Source organism: Streptomyces sp. NPDC059009, from assembly GCF_042740175.1.
Lineage (GTDB): Bacteria > Actinomycetota > Actinomycetes > Streptomycetales > Streptomycetaceae > Streptomyces.
This window is the reverse complement of record NZ_JBHYJB010000020.1, coordinates 61,490-82,616: the sequence shown is the minus strand read 5'-3', so window position 1 is coordinate 82,616 and position 21,127 is coordinate 61,490. Positions and strand designations below refer to the sequence as shown.

11 protein-coding genes are annotated in these 21,127 nt (G+C 72.8%); 10 read left to right on the top strand and 1 reads right to left on the bottom strand.

Annotated elements, in window-relative coordinates:
- The first annotated feature begins 2 nt into the window (after positions 1-2).
- From ACFWYM_RS20935 to ACFWYM_RS20900, 8 genes are all read left to right on the top strand, one after another.
- Positions 3-1,373, top strand: coding sequence for a carbohydrate ABC transporter permease (locus ACFWYM_RS20935; protein WP_384839011.1), 1,371 nt, complete (start codon positions 3-5; stop codon positions 1,371-1,373).
- Positions 1,370-2,251 (top strand): carbohydrate ABC transporter permease, encoded by an 882-nt coding sequence (locus tag ACFWYM_RS20930; protein ID WP_384839008.1) that lies wholly within the window; start codon positions 1,370-1,372, stop codon positions 2,249-2,251. Before ACFWYM_RS20935 ends, ACFWYM_RS20930 begins: the two co-directional genes overlap by 4 nt.
- Before the next feature lie 163 nt (positions 2,252-2,414).
- Entirely contained in the window at positions 2,415-4,706 is a 2,292-nt protein-coding gene (locus ACFWYM_RS20925; protein ID WP_384839005.1) for a CDP-glycerol glycerophosphotransferase family protein, read from the top strand.
- Between the two features lie 22 nt (positions 4,707-4,728).
- Complete coding sequence (locus tag ACFWYM_RS20920) at positions 4,729-6,978, top strand: CDP-glycerol glycerophosphotransferase family protein (RefSeq protein WP_384839002.1); 2,250 nt, start codon at positions 4,729-4,731, stop codon at positions 6,976-6,978.
- A 43-nt stretch (positions 6,979-7,021) separates the two neighbouring features.
- On the top strand, positions 7,022-8,785 hold the full coding sequence (locus ACFWYM_RS20915; RefSeq protein WP_384838999.1) for a hypothetical protein: 1,764 nt from the start codon (positions 7,022-7,024) through the stop codon (positions 8,783-8,785).
- 47 nt (positions 8,786-8,832) lie between these two features.
- The gene (locus tag ACFWYM_RS20910) at positions 8,833-11,073 is read left to right on the top strand and encodes a CDP-glycerol glycerophosphotransferase family protein (protein WP_384838996.1); all 2,241 of its coding nucleotides are present in this window, start codon (positions 8,833-8,835) and stop codon (positions 11,071-11,073) included.
- Positions 11,070-12,809 carry a hypothetical protein gene (locus ACFWYM_RS20905; RefSeq protein ID WP_384838993.1) on the top strand — a complete coding sequence of 580 codons (1,740 nt, stop codon included), beginning with the start codon at positions 11,070-11,072 and terminating at the stop codon, positions 12,807-12,809. The genes ACFWYM_RS20910 and ACFWYM_RS20905 overlap by 4 nt, the downstream gene beginning before the upstream one ends.
- A 45-nt stretch (positions 12,810-12,854) precedes the next feature.
- Complete coding sequence (locus tag ACFWYM_RS20900; protein ID WP_384838990.1) at positions 12,855-13,739, top strand: class I SAM-dependent methyltransferase; 885 nt, start codon at positions 12,855-12,857, stop codon at positions 13,737-13,739.
- A 2-nt stretch (positions 13,740-13,741) separates the two neighbouring features.
- Here the strand turns inward: ACFWYM_RS20900 and ACFWYM_RS20895 are convergent, their stop codons facing one another.
- Positions 13,742-15,856: a CDP-glycerol glycerophosphotransferase family protein gene (locus ACFWYM_RS20895; protein ID WP_384838987.1), complete on the bottom strand. Its 2,115-nt coding sequence runs from the start codon at positions 15,854-15,856 to the stop codon at positions 13,742-13,744.
- A 148-nt stretch (positions 15,857-16,004) separates the two neighbouring features.
- Here ACFWYM_RS20895 and ACFWYM_RS20890 point away from each other — a divergent pair, with 148 nt between their 5' ends.
- Together ACFWYM_RS20890 and ACFWYM_RS20885 are read left to right on the top strand one after the other, a co-directional pair.
- Positions 16,005-19,559, top strand: coding sequence for a CDP-glycerol glycerophosphotransferase family protein (locus ACFWYM_RS20890; protein ID WP_384838984.1), 3,555 nt, complete (start codon positions 16,005-16,007; stop codon positions 19,557-19,559).
- A complete protein-coding gene (locus ACFWYM_RS20885) occupies positions 19,556-21,127 on the top strand; it encodes a hypothetical protein (protein ID WP_384838981.1) in 1,572 nt (523 codons plus the stop codon). The genes ACFWYM_RS20890 and ACFWYM_RS20885 overlap by 4 nt, the downstream gene beginning before the upstream one ends.

The window sequence follows — 21,127 nt, the reverse complement described above, 5'->3', positions numbered from 1 at the left end:
CGATGACGACCGCAGACGCCGGGGGCACCGCGAAGGTGCCCCCGGGACAGCCCTCCCCGGCCCCGGCCGGCGGGGGGCGCCCGCGCAGAAGCGTGACCGGCACCCGCAAGACCGTGGCGGCGCTGTTCCTGCTGCCCGCCCTGGTGCTGCTCGGCGCGCTCGTCCTGTACCCGATCGGGTACTCCGTCTTCCGCAGCTTCTTCGACAAGTCGGGCGACTTCACGGCGTTCGGCAACTACAAGACGATGTTCACGGACGACGCCATCCGGACCGCGATCAAGAACAACGCGATCTGGGTCGTGTTCGCGCCGAGCGTCGCCACGGCGCTCGGGCTGATCTTCGCCGTGCTCACCGAACGGGTGCGCTGGGGAACCGCGTTCAAGCTCATCATCTTCATGCCGATGGCGATCTCGATGCTCGCCGCCGGCATCATCTTCCGCCTCGTGTACGAGTCCGACCCGGACCGGGGCGTGGCCAACGCGGTCGCGGTGAGCGTGCACGACACCTTCAAGGAGTCCTCGGCGTTCCCGCAGGCCCACCCGGGGCCCGAGTCACCACTGAAGTCCGGGGGCGGCGGCAGCTTCATCACCAAGCAGCCGGTGCGCGCCGGGACCCCGGTCATGCTGCCGCTGCTCGGTGTCGCGCCCGACCAGATGCCGGACAGCGCGGCGAAGGCCGTCGAGGCGAAGGCGGAGGACGGCACCGTCACCGGCACCACCTGGCAGGACTTCACCCGCGGCAAGGGCGCCGGCAAGCGGGGCGGCGTCGACGCGTCGGAGCTCGGCTACTCCGGCATCAGGATCGAGGCGGTCAAGGACGGCAAGGTGGTGGCCTCCACCACGGCCGCCGGCGACGGCACCTTCGCCCTGCCCAAGGAGGCCGACGGGGCCCAACTCAAGTTCCCCGCCTCGAACTTCCGCGAGCCCTACAACGGGATCGAGTGGCTCGGCCCCGCGCTCGTCACGCCCTCGATCATCGGCTCGTACGTGTGGATGTGGGCCGGCTTCGCGATGGTCCTGATCGCGGCCGGGCTCGCGAGCGTGCCGCGGGAACTCCTGGAGGCGGCGCGGGTGGACGGCGCCAACGAGTGGCAGGTGTTCCGTCGTGTGACGGTGCCGCTGCTCGCGCCGGTGCTCGCGGTCGTCCTGGTCACGCTCATCATCAACGTGCTGAAGATCTTCGACCTGGTCTTCGTGATCTCTCCGGGCTCCTCCAAGGACGATGCGAACGTGCTGGCCATCCAGCTCTACAACTCGGCCTTCACCGACAACGACTACGGAGTGTCGAGCGCGATCGCGGTGCTCCTGTTCCTGCTGGTGATTCCCGTGATGATCTTCAACATCCGCCGACTGCGACGGGAGAGTCGGCGATGACGACACAGACCGAGATCGTCAAGGCCAAGCAGTCCCTGGGCGGGCGCGTGGCCGCCTTCGTGAGCGGGACCGCGCTGCGCGTCTTCCTCGTCCTGGTCGGCCTGTTCTGGCTGGTGCCGACCATCGGGCTGCTGCTCGGCTCGCTGCGGACGCCGGAGGACATGAGCGAGAGCGGCTGGTGGAAGGTCTTCAGCACGCCCTCGCAGCTGACGTTCGAGAACTACTCGAACCTCCTCAAGGACGAGACGATCACCGACTCGATCCTGTCCAGCATCACGATCACCGTGCCCGCGACGCTGCTCGTGGTCATCATCGGCTCGCTCGCCGGATACGCCTTCGCGTGGATGGACTTCCCGGGGCGCGACTGGTGGTTCCTCGGCGTGGTCGGGCTGCTCGTGGTGCCCGTGCAGGTCGCGCTGCTCCCGGTGTCGAAGATCTTCGGTGAGATCGGCATCTTCGGGACCACGCTCGGCGTGATCATCTTTCATGTGGCCTTCGGCCTGCCGTTCGCGATCTTCCTGCTGCGGAATTTCTTCGCGGAGATTCCGCGGGAACTCCTGGAGGCCGCGCGGCTCGACGGGGCGGGTGAACTCCGGCTGTTCTTCCGGGTCGTCATGCCGCTCGGCGCGCCCGCGATCGCCTCGCTCGGCATCTTCCAGTTCCTGTGGGTCTGGAACGACATGCTGATCGCGCTGATCTTCGCCGACACCGAGAACCCGCCGATCACGGTCGCGCTCCAGCAACAGGTGCGGTTCTTCGGCGACAACGTGCACGTCCTGGCGCCCGGCGCCTTCATCTCGATGGTGATTCCGCTGGCCGTGTTCTTCGCGTTCCAGCGGCAGTTCGTGTCCGGTGTGATGGCGGGGGCGGTCAAGTGATCCCAACATGACCTGTGCCCCGTGCACTTACGTACCGTGACGGAGACGGCCCTTAACCGGGCCGTCTCCTTGCGTCTATCCCCCGTATGCCACAACCGGCGTAACTCACTCACCCCTTCAGGCGTTTCCGGGCAGTATGCCCGCGCCGACCCATGGATGTGCCTTGCCCCGGTTCAGTGTCATCGTCCCCGCATACAAGGTGCAGGCGTACCTGCACGAATGCATCGAGTCCGTGCTGGAGCAATCCTTCACGGACTTCGAACTCATCGCGGTGGATGATCACTCACCGGATGCGAGCGGCGCGCTCATCGACGAGTTCGCCGCCCGCGACCCGCGCGTGAAGGCCGTCCACCTCGACGAGAACGTCGGGCTCGGCCGCGCCCGCAACGCCGGCATGGAGCACGCCACCGGCGACTACCTGATCTTCCTCGACAGCGACGACTCGCTCACCCCCGGCTCCCTGCACGCGATCTCCGACCGCCTCAAGGAGACCGACGAGCCGGACGTCCTCGTCTACGACTACGCGCGCACCTACTGGTCCGGCGAGACCGTCCGCAACCAGTTCGCCGAGCAGCTCACCGAGCAGGGCCCGGCGTCCTTCCAACTCGCCGACCGGCCCGGCCTGTTGAAGGTCCTCATGGTCGCCTGGAACAAGGCGCACCGCCGCGAGTTCATCGAGCGCCAGGGCTTCACCTTCCCGCCCGGCTACTACGAGGACACCCCCTGGACCTACCCGCTCCTGACGGCGGCCGGCTCCATCACCACCCTCGACCGGGTCTGCGTCCACTACCGCCAGCGCCGCCAGGGCAACATCCTCGGCACCCGCAGCCGCAAGCACTTCGACATCTTCGACCAGTACGACCGGGTGTTCGCGTTCCTCGACGAGCGGCCCAAGCTGTCCCGGGCCTGGCGCGGCGTGCTGTTCCGGCGCATGGTCGACCACCTGGCGACGATCTTCACCAAGCGGGACCGGCTGCCGCGCGGCAGCCGCGCCGAGTTCCTGCGCAAGGCCCGCTCCCACTACCGCCGTTACCGCGTCCCCGGCGCCCGCGTGCGCCCCCGCACCCGGCTGCGGCACGCCCTGGTGCGGCTCGGCTCGCACCGCACCTACCGGGGCATCTGGGCGGCCCTGCGCCTCACGTCGCGCCTTCGCCGGTACGCGGCCTCGGCCCGCCAGAAGCTCAAGGGCGCCGCCCTCCAGGCGCACTACCGGATCCAGCTGCGCCTGCCGGTGCGGGCGGACCGCGCGGTGTTCTCCGCGTACTGGGGGCGCGGCTACGGCTGCAACCCGGGCGCCCTGGAGGCCGCGTTCCGCGAGCACGCCCCGCACATCCGCACCGCGTGGATCGCCGCGCCCGAGCACCACCACACCGTCCCCACGGCGACCCGCAGGCTGCGCCCCGGCACGGCCGCGTACTGGACGGCCCTGGCCCGCTCCAAGTACCTGGTGAACAACGTCAACTTCGACCGCAGGCTGGTGAAGCGCCCCGGCCAGGTGCTGATCCAGACGCAGCACGGCACGCCCCTGAAGCACATGGGCCTCGACCTCCAGGACCGCCCTGCCGCTGCCCGCTCCACCGACTTCGCGGCGCTCCTGCGCAACACCGACAAGTGGGACTACGTCCTGTCGGCCAACCGGCACTCGTCCCTGGTCTGGGAGCGCGTCTTCCCCTCCGGCTACACGACGCTCGAGTACGGCTACCCCCGCAACGACGTGTACCAGCGGGCGACTTCGCACGACGTGGCCCGCATCCGCGAGTCCCTCGGCATCCCCGCCGGAGCCGTCGCGATCCTCTACGCCCCCACCCACCGCGACTACCGCGTGACCCAGCGCCGCACCCTCGACCTGGAGCGGATGCTGCACACACTCGGCCCGCGCTTCGTGATCCTGACCCGCGCCCACCACACGTACGAGGCCCCGCTCATGGCCGCCGGCCTCACGGACCGCATCATCGACGTGTCCGGCCACCCCAGCGTCGAGTCGCTCTGCCTGGCCTCGGACGCGCTGGTCACCGACTACTCGTCGATCATGTTCGACTACGCCAACCTGGACCGCCCCATCGTCCTGCACGCCGACGACTGGGACGCCTACGAGGCCGCCCGCGGCACCTACTTCGACGTGCGCGCCTTCCCGCCGGGCGCCGTCGCGCGCAGCGAGGACGAGCTGACGGACATCTTCGCTACCGGCCACTGGTGCGGCTCGCGCTCGGCGCAGCTGCGGCGGGCGTTCCGCACCCGGTTCTGCGCCCACGACGACGGGCGGGCGGCCGAGCGGGTCGTACGGCACGTGGTGCTCGGCGAGACCGCGGGCCTGCCCTCGGTCGTGCCCCTCGCGGAGCGGCACCCGGCGCCCGCGGCGGCCGGCACGGACTTCGCCCCGGCGACGGCAGGGACCGCCCCTGCGCCCCGCGAGCGGACCCGTTCCTTCGGGCTGCTGCCGTACGACAACGCGTGAACCACCATCGAGAGAGGCTGTCTTGTCGCGCTTCAGCATCATCGTTCCCACCCACGGCGTACCGGGGCGGCTCGCCGACTGCCTCGCCTCGGTGCTCGGGCAGTCCTTCGACGCCTTCGAGCTGATCGCGGTCGTCTCCACGGCCGACGCCGACGCCGACCCGAGCGCCGCGATCGTGGCCGAGCACGCGGCGCGCGACCCGCGCGTACGGGCCGTGGTGGCGCCGCCCGCCGGGGGTCTGCCGGGGGCGCGGAACGCGGGCGCCGCGGTGGCGGGCGGGCAGTTCCTGCTCTTCCTCGACGGGGACGACACGATGGCGCCGGGCGCCCTGCACGCCCTGGACGCGCGCCTGGCCGAGACCGGGGACCCCGATCTGCTGCTCTTCGACCACGAGCGGGTGCACTGGTTCGAGGGCGAGCAGGGTCCGGCCCTTGCCCGGCTGTGGGAGGGCGCGCCGACGGGGGTGTTCAGCGTGGAGCGGCACGCGGCGCTGCCGGATCCGCTGGTGCCCGCGTTCTCGGCGGCGTACCGGCGGCGGTTCGTGACCGAGCACCGTCTTTCGTTCGCGCCGGGCATGTTCACCGACGTGGTGTGGAGCGTCCTGGTCGCCCTGCGGGCCGAGCGGATCGCCGTGCTCGACCGGGTCTGCGTACGGCATCTGCAGCGGCGCCAGGGCATGCGGAACCGGCTGCCGGGGGCCCATCACCAGGAGCTGCTCGACCAGTTCGGGCTCGCGATGGCGGAGACGGCCGCCCTGAAGCCGCCCGCGCCGGTGCTCGCCCGGGTCTTCCTGCGCCTGACCCACGAGGTCCTGAAGACGGCGTCGACGCCCGCGCGGCTGCCGTCGCGGGGCATGCGGCGCCGCTACTTCCGGCGGGCGGCGCGGCTCTACCGCCTCCACCGGCCCGCCGGGTTCCGCCGCCCGGGCGGCAGCATCGGCCTCCAGCACGCGCTCCTCGCGTCCGGCTCGTACGCGGCGTTCAGCGCGGTGCGCGGCCTCAAGTCCCTGCTGGAGAGGGCCCTTTCGGGGCTCGCGGCGGTCAAGCGGCTCTCCGCGAAGCTGCCGTGGCAGCGCGGCAACCGCCCGTACCTGCGCGCGCTGCGCCGCCCCGTCGACGAGAACCTCGCCGTGTTCTCCGCGTACTGGGGCCGCGGCTACACCTGCAACCCGGCCGCGATCCACGCGAAGGCCCGCGAGCTGGCCCCGCACATCCGCTGTGTGTTCCTGGTCGCCGAGGAGAACGCGGACCAGATGCCGGAGGGCGTGGAGTGGGTGGTGACGGGCTCGCCGCGCTACTGGGAGGTCATGGCGACGGCCAAGTACACCTTCAACAACGTCAACTTCGAGGGCCGGGTCGTCAAGCGCCCCGGCACCGTGCACGTCCAGACGCAGCACGGCACGCCCCTCAAGCACATGGGCGTCGACCAGGCCGAGTACCCGGCCGCGGCCGCCGGGCTCGGCCCCTTCGGGAAGATGCTGACCCGCACCGACCGCTGGGACTTCAACCTCTCCTCCAACCGGCACTCCACGGAGGTCTGGGAGCGGGCCTTCCCCAGCGGCTTCGAGCAGCTGGAGTACGGCTATCCGCGCAACGACGCCTACTACGCGGCGACGGCCGACGACGTGCGCCGGGTGCGGCGTGAACTCGGCGTCCCCGAGGGCAAGGTGGCGCTCCTGTACGCGCCGACGCACCGCGACTACCGGCAGGGCTTCACGCCCCAGCTCGACCTGGGCGCGTTCTGCGACGCGCTCGACGAGGGCTTCGTGGTCCTCCTGCGCGCCCACCACTTCTACGAGGGCTCGGCCGGGCTCGAACAGGCCGTGGCGTCCGGCAAGTTGATCGACGTCACCGGGCACCGCTCCCCCGAGGAGGTCTCTCTCGCCTCGGACGCGCTGATCACGGACTACTCGTCGATCATGTTCGACTACGCCAACCTGGACCGGCCCGTCGTCGTGTACGCCGACGACTGGGACGTCTACCGCGACTCGCGCGGCGTCTACTTCGACCTGCCCGGCCAGGCGCCGGGCCCGGTGGCGCGCACCCACGACGAGCTGGTGCGGATCTTCCGGGGCGGCGACTGGCGCGGCGAGCGCTCGCGGCGGCTGCGGGCTCAGTTCCGGGAGCGCTTCTGCGCGTTCGACGACGGGCACGCGGCGGAGCGGGTGGTGCGGCGCGTGCTGCTCGGCGAGGACCCGGCGGCGATCCGGCCCCCGGTGCCCCTGGCGGACCGGGTGCCGGCCCCCGCCGCGGCGCGGCAGCCGGTGCACTGAGGGTCCGCCCTCGCCCCCGACCCATCCGAACCTGGAGCTCCCCTTGCCCCCGTCGCCCCGTACCCCCGCCGCCGCGGCTCCGGTGGCGGCGGTCCCGGCCCAGACCGCGCGGGGGCGGGTGCCCCGGCTGCCGCGGCCGCGCGGTCCACGGGGCTGGAACGGGCTCGTCGTCGTGCTGCCCGCCGCGGCCGTCACGGCGCTCGGATACCACCACCGCTGGCTCGGCGACGACGCGTTGATCTACACCCGGGCCGTCCGGCAGATCCTCGCCGGGAACGGTCCGGTCTACAACGCGGGAGAGCGCGCCGAGACCTCGACGGGCACCCTGTGGCAGTGGCTGGTCGCCCTCGTCTCGCTGGTGAGCCGGGCCGACCCGGCCCTGGTGGCGGTGGCGCTCGGCCTGGTCTGCACGGCGGTGGGCTTCCTGCTCGCCGGGGACGCGGCCCGGCGGCTGCACGGCGGGCGGCGGCTGCTGCCCCTCGGCGTGCTGGTCCTGGTGCCGGTCGCCGCCGTGTGGGACTACGCGACGTCGGGCCTGGAGAGCGGGCTCAGCACGGCGTGGCTCGCCCTGTGCTGGTGGCTCCTCGTCGCCCGGCGTGATCGCCAACTCCCGTTGGTGGCCGTGGTGTTGGGGCTCGGTCCGCTGATCCGGCCGGACCTGGCCCTGGTCAGCGTCGTCTTCCTCGGCACCTGGTGCGCGCTGCTGCGGCCCCGGCCCCGCGCCCTCGCCGGGCTCACCGCCGCGGCCTGCGCGCTCCCCCTCGCGTACGAGATCTTCCGCGCGGGCTACTACGGGGTCCTGGTGCCGCTGCCGGGCCTCACCAAGGAGGCGTCGAACGCCAACTGGGGGCGCGGGCTCTGGTACGCGGAGAACTTCGTGCTGCCGTACCGGCTGTGGCTGCCGCTGGGCGCGCTCGCGGTGTTCGCCGCCTTCTTCGTCGTACGGCGGCGTGCGGCGGCGCCACTGGTGACCGCGCCGCTGCTGTCCGGTGCTCTGTCGCTGCTCTATGTCACCCGCGTCGGCGGTGACTTCATGCACGGGCGGATGCTGCTGCCCGGCCTGTTCCTCCTTGTCCTGCCGCTGTGGGCGGTGCCGTGGAGCCGGGCCGCCGGGGCCGCCTGCGCCGTCGTCGCCGTCTGGGCCGGGTGCTGTCTCGCGCTGTGGCGGCCGCCGCTGGTCTCGGCGCGCGGGGAGATCTGGGACACCCACGTCGGCTACCAGCAGGCCACCCGCCACCTGCATCCGGTCGGCCAGCGCGAGCACGCCGCCCGGCCCACGAAGTTCCGGAAAGAGATCGCGGCCGCACGGCGAACTCCCGTGCCCCAGCTGGCCCTTGAGGTCGAGTACAACCGCCGCTATCTGCGACTTCCGCTGGCCGCGCACGAGCGGGGAGAGCGGGGCGTGCCGGTCGCCGGGGCCATCGAGTTCCTCGGATACGGCGGAGTCGCCGTCCCGCTGGACGGGCTCGCCGTCGACCCGCTGAGCCTCGCCTATCCGCTCGGCGCCCACATGGAGCGCTCCAGGACCGCGCGCGCCGGGCACGAGAAGCCGGTCGCGCTGGAGTGGATGGCCGCCGACCTCGCCGACCCGGCCGCCCCGCTGCCGCCCGGCATCGACCCGCGCGGCGTCGCGGCGGCCCGCCACGCCCTGCGCTGCGGCCCGCTGCGGGAGCTCCAGGACTCCGTGCGCCGGCCCCTGACGCCCGCCCGCTTCTGGCAGAACCTCACCGGGTCCTACGCCCGCACGACGCTGCGCTACCCGGCCGACCCCGTGGCCGCCGAGGCCGCCCTCTGCCGCGGCCCCTGAACCCGCCCCGCCCCGTCCCCACCCGCTCACGACCCGTGGAAGTGTCCGTGCCCCGTTTCAGCATCATCGTCCCCGCCTACCAGGTCCAGGGCTTCCTGCGCGAGTGCCTCGACTCGGTTCTCGCCCAGTCCTTCACGGACTTCGAGGTGATCGCCGTCAACGACTGCTCACCGGACGGCTGCGGCGCGATCATCGACGAGTACGCGGCGCGCGACACCCGGGTCACGGCGGTCCACCTCGAGGAGAACGTGGGGCTCGGCCGCGCCCGCAACGCGGGGATGCCGCACGCGAGCGGCGACTATCTGCTGTTCCTGGACAGCGACGACACCTACACGCCGGGCACCCTCACCGCCCTCACCGAGCGGCTCGACGCCTCCGGCGACCCGGACGTGCTGATCTTCGACTACGCGCGCACGCACTGGTGGGGCGGGTTCCAGCGCAACATCATGCACAAGATCTTCGCCGAGGCCGGGGACAGTGTGTTCACCGCGGCCGAGCGGCCCGAGTTCCTCGACCTGATCATGGTGGTGTGGAACAAGGCGTACCGCAGGGACTTCGTCGAGGAGTACGGCTTCAGCTTCCCGCCGGGCTACTACGAGGACACCCCGTGGACGTTCCCGGTGATGATGTCCGCGGCCCGCATCGCCGTCCTCGACCGGGTCTGTCTGCTGTACCGGCAGCGCCGCCAGGGCAACATCCTGCGCACCACGAGCCGTAAGCACTTCGACATCCTGGACCAGTACGACCGGGTCTTCGCGTTCCTCGACTCCCGCCCGGAGCTGTCGAGTTGGCGCCCGTATCTGCACCGCCGCATGGCCGAGCACTGCCTGGAGATCCTCGACAAGAACAACCGCCTTCCCACCCGCGACAAGCCCGAGTTCTACCGGCTCGCCGCCGGGAGGTTCCGCCGCTACCGGCCCGCCGGCTTCCGGCTCCCGGACGGCGGCCACCGCACGGCGCTGCGCCTCCTGTCCCGCGCCCCGTACGGGACGTTCGCCCTGCACCGCCGCGGCCGCGCCCTGCTCGCCGCCCTGAAGAAGCGCAGGCAGCGCTGGCGCAAGCGCACCGCGAACCGGGTCAAGCTGCTGCTGCACAAGGCCCTTTCGCTGCGCCCCCTCGACCCGAACCTCGCGGTCTACTCGGCCTTCCACCACCGCGGCGTCCTCGGCGACCCAGCCGCGATCCACGCCCGCGCCCGCCAACTCGCCCCGCACATCCGGGGCGTGTGGGTGGTGCGCCCCGACGCGGTGGAGGCGCTGCCGCCCGGCACCGACCACGTGCTGCCGAACTCGCTGCGCTACTGGAAGACGGTGGCCCGCGCCAAGTACTTCGTGAACAACGTCAACTGGGCGCACGAGCTGGTCAAGCGCGAGGGCTCCGTGCACATCCACACCCACCAGGGCACCCCGCTCAAGCACATGGGCCTCGATCTGCTCGGGCACCCGGCGGCCACCCACCGCCTGAACGTCCGGGGCATGCTGCGGCGCTGCGACCGCTGGGACCACAGCCTGGTCGCCAACCAGCACTCGGAGCGGGTCTGGGACCGCGCCTACCCCTGCCACTACACGTCGGAGCGGACCGGCAGCCCGCGCAACGACATCCTGTTCACGGCCGACCCGGGGCACGGCGCCGCCGTCCGCCGCCGCCTCGGCATCCCGGCCGACGACACCGTCGTCCTGTACGCGCCGACGCGCCGCGACCACCACTCCACGGGCTTCGTGCAGCGCGTCGACCTCGACCGCCTCACCCGCGGGCTCGGCCCGGGCCACACCGTCCTGGTCCGCCTCCACTACTCGCTCTCCCGCCACCCGGTGCGCGGCCTGGAGCTGGCGGACCTGGCGCGGCGCGGGCTGATCCTCGACGTCACGGACGAGCCCTCGGCCGAGGACCTCATGCTCGCCTCGGACGCCCTCGTCACGGACTACTCGGCCCTCATGTTCGACTACGCCCACCTGGACCGCCCCATCGTCGTGCACGCCGATGACTGGGAGACCTACCAGGCCAACCGCGGCACCTACCTCGACCTGCCCGCCCAGCCGCCCGGCCATGTCACCCGCTCCACCGAGGAGTTGGCGGGTCTGCTGCGCGACGGCCGCTGGCGGGACGCGGAGTCCGCCCGGCTGCGGGCCGCGTTCCGTGCGCGCTTCTGCCAGTACGACGACGGGCACGCCGCCGCCCGCGTGGTGAGCCGCCTCATGCTCGGCCAGCAGCCGCCGACGGACATCCCGGCGCAGAGCTCCACCCAGGCCGCCGCCGAGGCCCCCCTCCAGATCAGGAACCACGCATGACCCAGACCACCCCCACCATCCCCCGCCCCGGCACGGCGCCCGAGGACGCCGACCCACCCCAGAAGACCAGCCGTTGGCGCCCGCACATGCCCGTCCTCGGCGCCGCCCTCGCGGGCACCGCGCTCATCGGCTCCCAGGGCGCCCGGCTCGGGCAGTGGATCGTCGACGACGCCGCGATCACCTTCGCGTACGCGCGCAGCATCGACGAGGGCCTCGGCCCCGTCCAGCAGGCCGGCTCACCGCCCGTCGAGGGCTATTCGAACCCGCTGTGGCTGCTGCTCCTGCTGGTCGGGCGGCGGCTCGGACTCTTCGACCACCGCGCCTGGTTCGGGGTGCCCGACCTGGTGCTCTACCCGAAGCTCCTTGGCCTGCTGTGCGCGCTCGGCATCCTGCTCGCGGTGGGGTGGGCGGCGCGCTCCATGGTGCGGCACGCGTGGGCGGTGGTCGCGCTCACGGGCGTGCTGCTCGCCGCGAACGTCTCCTTCACCGCGTGGATGTTCTCCGGCCTGGAGAACCCGCTCTACGCCCTCGCGGCGACCGTCCTCGCCGCCGTCCTCGCCCGAGCATCCGTCGACGGCACCCTCCTGGAGCGCCGCCCGGCGGTCCTCGCCGGGCTGCTCGCCCTCGCCGCCGCCCTGACCCGCCCGGACGGCGCGGTCCTGGCGGCGGTCCACCCCCTGCTGCTGCTCCTCCACGTCACCCGGCCCCGGCTCACGGCGTCCGTGCGCGCGGCGGCACTGAGCTGCGGCGCGTTCCTCCTCCCGTACGGGGCGTTCCTCGGCTGGCGGTACGCGGAGTTCGGGCGGCTCGTGCCGAACACGGCGGTGGCGAAGGCGCAGGAGACCCCGACCCTCGAACTCTTCGCCGGGACGGGCGACTTGCTGGCCTTCGCGGGCTGGACGGCGGTGCTCGCGGGCGCGGGGGTGGTGGGCCTCGCGCTCAGCCGCCCCGGGCGCCTGCGCTCCGGCCTGGCCCCGGTCCTCCTCCCCCTGGCCCTCACCCTCACGTCCTTCGGCGTCCTCAAGCCCGACTGGATGGGCATGTACCGCTTCGCGACGCCGGTGTGGGCGCTCGCGTCCTTCGCGGTGAGCGTGGCCCTCGCCGGGGTCCTGCAGCGCGGCACGGTGCGGGCCCGTGCGCTCACGGCCACCGCCGTCTGCGGGGCGCTGCTGCTCGCCTGGGGCGGACAGCGGGAGCGGGCGGCCGAGTTCCGTGCCCACCCCACGCTGCCCATGTGCGTGGTCTCCGACCGCTACGGCCCGGTCTTCAACGAGTACGCGGACCGGCTCGCCCTCGAGCACCCGACGTACCTCATCAACAACCTCGGCGGCACGCTGTTGACCAGTGACCTGAAGGTGTACGACCTCGCGGGCCTCACCGAGCCGACGATCGCCGACGCGTTCGCCGCCCACGACATGCCCGGCCTGCGCCGCTACGTCTTCCAGAAGCTCCGGCCGACCCTCGTGCACGCCCACGGCTACTGGGCGTCCTACCCCGGCCTCACCCCGAAGCGCATGACCGCCGAGGGCTATCTGCCGTTGTACGAGGAGAAGTCCGCCAAGGGCGACGGCGGCGACTGGGTGCGCGCGGACGCCGTGCAGGACCCCAAGAGGCTTGCCGCGACCCAGCGTTGGGCGAAGAAGGAAGTCACCCGGCAGCTGCGGGCACAGGAAGCGGGCCGCCGCGGCGGCTGCGGCGACGTGCTCCGCCCCGGCCGGCGACTGCCGAATTCCTGACGCCCCCTTGAACATCACCACCCCATCCCCATCGAGGAGTTACTCATGAGCGCCACCGACACCACCACCGAGCCCGAGCTGAAGAAGCCGGCCAAGCTGGACGACGTGCCGGGCTGGTTCCAGCGGCTCGACCAGCAGCTGTTCGCCTTCTTCCTGGAGGCCACCGCCGAGCGCGGCGGGAACCTCCTGGAGATGGGCTGTTACCTCGGCAAGTCCACCATCGTGATGGGCCGCCACCTCCAGCAGGGCGAGACCTTCACGGTGTGCGACCTGTTCGGCGAGGAGTCGCAGGGCGCCTACAGCCGCACCGAGACCCGGGACTTCTACCAGAAGACCCTCTCCCTGCGGGCCTTCGAGACCAACTACCTCGCCTTCCACGACGAGCTGCCCGAGATCGTGCAGGCCCGCACGACGGTCCTCGCCGACACGGTCCCGGCGGACAGCTGCCGCTTCGTGCACATCGACGCCTCGCACATGTACGAGGACGTGAGCGTCGACATCGACACGACCCGCGAGATCCTCAAGGGCCACGGCGTCGTCTCCCTCGACGACTACCGCACCGAGCACACGCCGGGCGTCTCGGCGGCCGTGTGGGAGGCCGTCTTCACCAAGGGCATGCGGCCCGTCTGCGTCTCGGGCTCGAAGATGTACGCGACGTGGGGCGACCCGGAGCCCCTCCAGGAGCGGCTGCGGGAGTGGGCGCCGACGGTGCCGGGCTGCGTGGTGAGCGAGAACCTCATCGACGGCGACCCGGTGCTGCGCCTCTCCATCAAGAAGCCGGCCAAGCCCGCCGCCAAGAAGCCGGGCGCCCGCATCCCCGCCCAGCCGGCCGCGACGGCGTCCCCCGCCCCGGCGAAGCGCTCCCTGGCCCGCAGGGTGGCGGTCAACGTCCTGCCGCCCATCGTGACGAAGGCGCTGCGCCGCCGCTGAGGTCACACCACCCCGGCCTCCAGGAAGAGGCGCCGCACGACTCGCTCTGCGGCGCCTCCGTCGTCGTAAGGGCAGAACCGCCGCCGGAACGCGCCGCGCAGCTTCGTCGTCCCGTGGGTGTCCCAACTCCCCGTCCGGAACAGCTCGATGAGCTCCTCCTCGGACGTGGCCACCGCGCCGGGCGTCTCGCCGGGGCGGCCGGAGAGCAGGTCGAAGTAGGTGCCGCGGGCCAGTCGGTACGCCTGCCAGTCGGGGGCGTAGCTGACGATGGGGCGGTCCAGGCAGGCGTAGTCGAACATCAGGGACGAGTAGTCCGTGACGAGTGCGTCGGCGGCGAGGCAGAGGTCCTCGACGCGCGCGTGCCCGGTGACGTCGATGAGCTGGGGGTGCCCGGCGAGGTCGGAGAGGCCCGCGTCCGAGCCGTAGAAGTAGTGGGCGCGCACCAGCACGACGTACGACGGGCCGAGCGCGCGCACGAAGCGGGCGAGGTCCAGGCGGGGCAGGAAGCCCTTCTGGTAGTCGCGGTGGGTGGGGGCGTAGAGGAGGGCGGTCCGGTCTTCCGGGATGCCCAACTCCGCGCGGATGCGGGCGACTTCGTCCGGCCCGGTGGTGAAGTAGACGTCGTTGCGCGGGTAGCCCGCCTCCAGGGCCTGGTAGGAGACCGAGGGGTAGACGCGCTCCCAGATCTCCGTGGAGTGCGGGTTCGAGGAGAGGCTGAGGTCCCACTGGTCGGTGTGGTCGAGGACCTTCTGGAAGCTGATGCCGTGCGTGCCCGCCGGGTAGCGGCGCTGGTCGAGGCCCATCTTCTTCAGGGGCGTGCCGTGGTGGGTCTGGAGGTAGACCTGGCCGGGGCGCTTGGTGAAGCCCCCGGGGAAGCTGGAGTTGTTGATCAGATAGGTGGCGCGGGCCATCGCCCGCCAGTAGCGGCGCGAGCCCTCGATGACATAGTCGACGCCGGGCGGCACGCGGTGCTTGTTGCGGCTGGAGACCACCCAGACGCCCTTGATGTGCGGGGCGAGTTCGCGGGCCTTGGCGTGGATGGCGGCCGGGTTGCAGGAGACGCCCCGGTTCCAATAGGCGCCGTACACGGCCAAGTCGGGGTCGAGAGCGCGGCGGCGGTCGGCGCGGTAGCTGACGCGCATCGCGCGGGCGCGCAGCTTCTTCTTCTGCTGCTTGAGTCTGCGGGTGGCGCGGCGGCGCCTGCTCTCCGCCTTGCGCAGCCCCTCGAAGGCCGGGTACGAGGCGGCGGCGAGCGCCTTCTCCTCGCCGGAGCGGGGCTCGGCACCGGCGGGCGCGTGGGCCGCGTACAGGCGGGCCGTCTCGCGGAAGAAGCGGCGCCGGTCGGCGGCGCGGATCCGGCCCGGGTCGTCGAGGACCGCGAGGAGGTGCGTGACCAGGTGCGGGAAGAGCCGTGCGCGGTCCGTCCCGCCGAGCCCGGCGAGCAGCTCCTCGTACCGCCTCAGGACGGCGAAGTGGTCTTCGCCGGGCGTCTTGGAGAAGCTGCCGCCGCGCCGCTCGCGCCAGCGCACGCAGACCCGGTCGAGGGTCGCGGTCCGCCCGTCCGCCGCGAGGGCCGCGCGCCGCACCGGCTCCACGTCCTCGTACGGGCCGTCCGAGAAGGCGAGGTGCTGCGCGGTCCAGAAGGCGCGCCGGAAGAGGCGGTTCCAGGCGGCCGGGGTGACGGCCAGGGGATCGCCGGTCAGGTCGTCGCCGCCCGCGCGGACGTTCTCCCACCAGTCGACCCGGTCGTGTGCGAAGAGGAGGAGATCGACAGCGCCGGTGTCCGGTGCCTCGGTGAGGGCCGCGTCGAGGGCGCCGAGCGCGCCGGGGCGGAGCACGTCGTCGCCGTCGAGGAAGAGCAGCCAGTCGCCGGTGGCGCGCTCGGCGCCCGCGTTGCGCGCGCCGCCGGTGCCGCGGTGCTCGGGGAGGCGGACGAGTTGCGTGCGCGGGTCGCGCTCCGCATACTCCGCGGCGATCGCGGCGGAGGCGTCCGGCGACGCGTCGTCGACGACGATCAGCTCGACGTCGGCGAAGGACTGTTCCAGCACGGAGTCCAGGCATTCCCGCAGGTAGCCCTGGACGCGATGGGCGGGCACGACAACCGAGAAGCGCGTCATGGGCACCGACCGTAGCCAGCGCGACACCGCCTGTCGAAGACCATTTGTCACTCATTGGGGTGGTTGAGAAGCGAGAAGTTGACGCGGGGGGCGCGCGGCCGGGCAAAGGGGATGAACACCCCCGTACGCCCATGAAAGGCCGGTCGCCGTGCAGCCCCGTCTCAGCGTCGTCGTGCCCATCTACAACGTCGAGGAGTTTCTGCCGGAGTGCCTTGAGTCCATCGCCGTGCAGACGCTGGCCGGACCCGACGGCTGCAGCGCTCACAGCGCACACAGCGCGCTCGAAGTCATCCTCGTCGACGACGGATCCACCGACGGCAGCTCCCGCATCGCCCGCGAGTTCGCCGCCCGCGACCCCCGCTTCGTGTACGTGCGCCAGCCCAACGCCGGGCTCAGCGCCGCCCGCAACACCGGGGTCCGGCACGCCTCGCCCACCGCCGAGTTCCTCACCTTCGTCGACAGCGACGACATCGTGCCCCACGACGCGTACGCGCGGATGGTGGCGAGCCTCGACGCGACCGGCTCCGACTTCGCGAGCGGCAACGTCTGGCGGCTCAACGAGCGCGGGCGCCAGCAGGCGTGGCAGTACAAGTGGCTGACCGGGCCGCGCACCCGCACCCACATCTCCCGCGACCTCCAGCTGCTCGCCGACCGGGTCGCCTGGAACAAGGTGTTCCGGCGGTCGTTCTGGGACCGGCACGCGTTCACCTTCCCCGAGGGGAAGCTGTACGAGGACACGCCCGTCATGATCCCCGCGCACTTCCTCGCCACATCGGTGGACGTGCTGAGCGACCACGTCTACTACTGGCGGGTGCGCGAGGGCTCGATCACGCGGCGGCGCACCGACGTGAAGGGCGTGCGCGACCGGATCTCGGCCTGTGCGCACGTCAGCGCGTTCCTCGCCGAGCAGGCGCCGGAGCACAAGAAGACGTACGACATCTCCTGCCTGCGCGACGACTTCGTGTACTTCCTCGAAGGGCTGCCGATGGGCGGGCCCGAGTACCGGGCCGCGTTCATGGCCGACACCGCCGCGTTCCTGCGCCGCGCCGACCCCTCGGTGATCGAGGCGCTCCCCGTCGACCTGCGCGTGAAGTGGCATCTCGTACGGGAGGGCCGCACCGCCGAGCTGATCGAGCTGCTGTCCTTCGAGCGGCTCGGCGGCGCGGCCTTCCAGGTGCGCGGCACGGTGCGGCGGCGGGCCGTGTATCCGGGGGTGCGCCCGGTGCCCGAGAAGCTCACCCGGCTCGGGCGGCGCGAACTGCCCGTCGTGGCACGGGTCCGCGAGTCCTCCTGGGGCGCCGACGGGCTGCTCCGGATCAGCGGCTACGCGTATGTACGGAACCTGGAGGCGACCCGGCCCGGCCACTCCATCAAGGCCGGGCTGCTCAAGTCGGTGCACCACAAGGGGCAGTTCAGACGGGTGCCGACGCGGACCGTCGCGGCGGCCGAGGCCACCGAGCACTCCCGGCAGCGGCTGCACTGCTACGACCTGTCGGGCTTCGAGATGGTCATCGACCCCGAGCAGCTGAAGACCGGCGGCCGGTGGCGGCCCGGCAACTGGCTGCTCGGCGTGGTCGTCGCGGGCCACGGCTCGGTGCGGCGGGCGGCGGTGCGGGCCCTGGACGGCTCGGCCGCGCAGTCCGTCGTACGGGAGCTGGGCGACGGGCTCCGGCTCGTCCTCGGCTTCAGCAAGGGCCGACTCGTGCTGCGCGTCCAGGAGTACGCGGCCCGGGTCGAGTCCCACCACGGCGACGGCGACGACGTCGTCCTCGACGGGAGCCTCCCGCATATGGGGGGCCGTGCGCAGCACGTCGAGCAGGGTGGCGGTGGGAGACGGGAGGGCTCCGCCCGCCCGACCGCCCTGCGCCTGACGCACCCGCACTCCGAGACCGAGTTCGACTACCCGGTGACGCTGGCCGGCGACCGCTTCCAAGTCCGCGTGTCGCCGGTCGACCTGGCGTCCGTCCCGCCCACCCCGCACCTGGCCCCCAAGGAGGTCGAGCCCCCGCACGGCGACCGCTGGCAGGCCAACCTCGTACTGCCGGACGGCAAGCTGAAGTCCCTCGCCGCCGCGCTCACCCTGCCCCCCGGCCGCTACCCCGCGCGCCCGGGCGCCGAGCTGTGCGCCTCCGCCAACGACCGGGGCCAGCTGGTGGTCGAGCTGACCCGGCAGCCGGTCGCCGACCAGGTGGCCTTCGACGCCGACGGCACCCTCACCATCGAGGGCACGGCGGCCGGGGCGAGCTGGGGCGAGGCCGAGCTGGTGCTCCGGCACAGCGGGCGCGACGACGAGGTGGCCGTCCCCGTGACCCGCGAGGGCGACCGCTTCAGCGCCGTGCTCGCGCCGGGGGGCGGGGTGCTGCGGGAGGGGCGGTGGTACGCGTTCCTGCGCGAGACGGGCGGCACGGAGGGGGCGGCCGGGCGGGCGGACCACGACGGTGTGCCCGTGCGGCTCCTTGCCGCCGTCTCTGCCGCGCTGCCGCTCCACCGGGCCGTCCAGGGACGGGAGTTCACCGTCGACCGGCGCTTCGGCGACCGGCTGCTCATCGAGGCCGGGTCGGTGCTCGCCCGCACCGAGCGCGGCGCCTACCGCCGCCACCGGCTGCGCACCGAGCACTACCCGCACCGGCGCACCCGGCCGCTGCGCGACGCCGTCCTGTACTTCGACGGGGACTCCCCGCGCGCCGTCCACGAGGAGCTGGTCCGGCGCGGCGCCGGCGTCGAGCACCTCTGGGTGACGCGGGACCAGCAGACCCGCGTGCCCGCCGGGGCCACGGGCGTCGAGGAGCACAGCGCCGCCTGGTACGAGGCCCTGGCCCGCTGCCGCCGCATCGTCACCGCGGGCCATCTGCCGGACTTCTTCGAGCGCCGCGCGGGCCAGACCGTCGTCCAGACCTGGAACGGCGCCCCGCTCAAGCGCATCGGCACCGACCTCACCGACACCCTGTACGCGGACCACGGCCACCTGGACGTGCTGCCGCAGCTGTCGCGCCAATGGGACGTCCTGGTCTCCCCGAACCGGCACTCGACTCCCCACCTGGGGCGGGCCCTCGTCTACGACGGCGAGATCCTGGAGGCCGGCTCGCCCCGCAACGACCTGCTCTTCGCCGACGACCGGCGCAAGGTCGCCGAGCGGGTGCGGCGCGAGCTGGGCATCGCACCCGACAAGCGGGTCGTCCTGTACGCGCCGACCTACCGGGACCACCTGGCGTACTCCCCCGGCCGGTTCCGCTACGAGCCCGCCCTGGACTTCCGCGCCGCCGAGCGCGTCCTCGGCGACGACCACGTCCTGCTGGTGCGCAAGCACCCGCTGACCTCCGGCCGTCTCCCGGGCGCCCGCGCCCCCTTCGTACGGGACGTCACCACCCACCCCCGCACGGCCGAACTCCTCCTGGTCTCCGACGTGTTGGTGACCGACTACTCGTCCCTGATGTTCGACTTCGCGCACACCGGGCGCCCGATGCTCTTCCACACCTACGACCTGGAGCACTACCGGGACACGGTGCGCGGCTTCTACCTCGACTTCGAGACCCGCGCCCCCGGCCCGCTGCTCGCCTCCACCGGGGAGGTCGTCGAGGCGCTGCGCGACCTGGATGCCATCGCGGCCCGGCACGCCGAGTCGTACGCCTCCTTCCGTGAGGCGTACTGCGACCTCGACGACGGCCATGCGGCGGCCCGGGTCGCCGAGAGGCTGCTGCGGTGAGCGCGGGCACGACGCTCGTGCGGCGGCGCACCGCCCACGGCGCGACCGCCACCGGGCTCGGCCGCCGCTGGCGCCCCACCCCCTACTTCGTCTTCGGCGGGCTGTTCTGGGTGGTGATGTCGCTGGCCTTCTGGCGGGTGCCGATGTGCTGCGACTTCGGCCAGCACGCCGCCGTCGTGGAGCGCCTCAAGGAGAACCTCCTCCACCCGGCCCACCCCATGGCCGACCTGCCGGGCGACGGCAGCGCCTACTACTCGCCGTACGCGGTGGCGCAGGCCCTGTTCGCCAAGGCGACGGGCCTCGCGGGCTGGGAGGTCGTGAAGCTCTCCGGCCCCGTGAACCTGCTGGTGCTCCTGACGGGCGTCAACCGCTTCGTCCGCACCCTGACGGACCGTCAATGGGCCGCCGTGCTGGCCCTGTTCGCGATGGTCCTACTCTGGGGCACCCGGATGGCCTGGTGGAGCGGCTACCTCGGCCTGATGTCGATGACGGGCAACCTCGGCTACCCGTCGACCTTCGGCATCGGCCTCGCCTTCTGGGCCTGGGCCTGGGCGGGCTCCCTGTCCCGTGCACCCCGGGGGCTGTGGCCGTACGCGGGCCTGGGCGCCCTGTGCGGCGTGATCCTGCTGGTCCACCCGATCTCCTCGGTGGCGGCGGTGATCGGGCTCGTGGCGTTCCTGCCGCGGCTGTGGCGCTCGCTCGGCGGCCGCCCGCGGCGGGCCCTGACCCGGTGCGCGCTCGCCGCGGCCACCGCCGTCGCCGTGGCCCTGTGCTGGCCGTACTACAGCGTCTTCTCCCTGGTCGGAGACCCCAGTGTCGACGCGATCCACCGCCAGCTCTACACCGAGATGCCCCAGCGCTTCTGGCTCGCCCTGCTCGGCCTGCCGGCCCTCTGGCTGCGGTGGCGCAGGGACCGCCGCGACCCCCTGGTCCTGATGTTCGCCCTGGAGCTCGCGGTCGTCGCGTACGGCTGGTTCTCCGGCCACTACACCTACGGCCGCATCCTCGGACTCACCCTCGTCCCGCTCCAGTTCGCGCTCGCCGTCGAGCTCGCGGCGCCGCTGCCGTGGGGCTGGCGGCGCGGCGCGCTCGCGGGGGCCACCGCGCTCGGCGCCTGCGTCGGGTTCCTCCAGCTCCAGGCGGGCGCCGTCGTGCCGCGCGCCCTCGACCCGGTCGGCTTCGACCAGCCGCCGCGCTGGCCCGACTACACCTGGGCCACCGACCACATGCGCGCGGGCGACGTGGTCCTCACCGACGGCTACCGGCCCACCCGTTCGGTCCCCGGCTACGGCGCCAACCTCGTCGCGCCCGCCTGGCCGGACCCCTCCCTCGACGAGACCGTGCGGGGCCGCCGCCTGAAGGACGTGCGCACCTACCTCTCCCCCGGCTCCACCCGCCCCGAGCGCCAGGCCATCGTCCGCCGCTACCACGTCCGCTGGCTCCTCCTCGAACCCGACCAGCGGGTGCCGAAGGAGGCCGTCGTGGTGGCGTGGGGCCCGCACACGGGCGAGGTACTCGCGCGCGTGGGCGGCGGGGGTCCCCGGACCCAGGAGCAGGCCCGCCGGTGA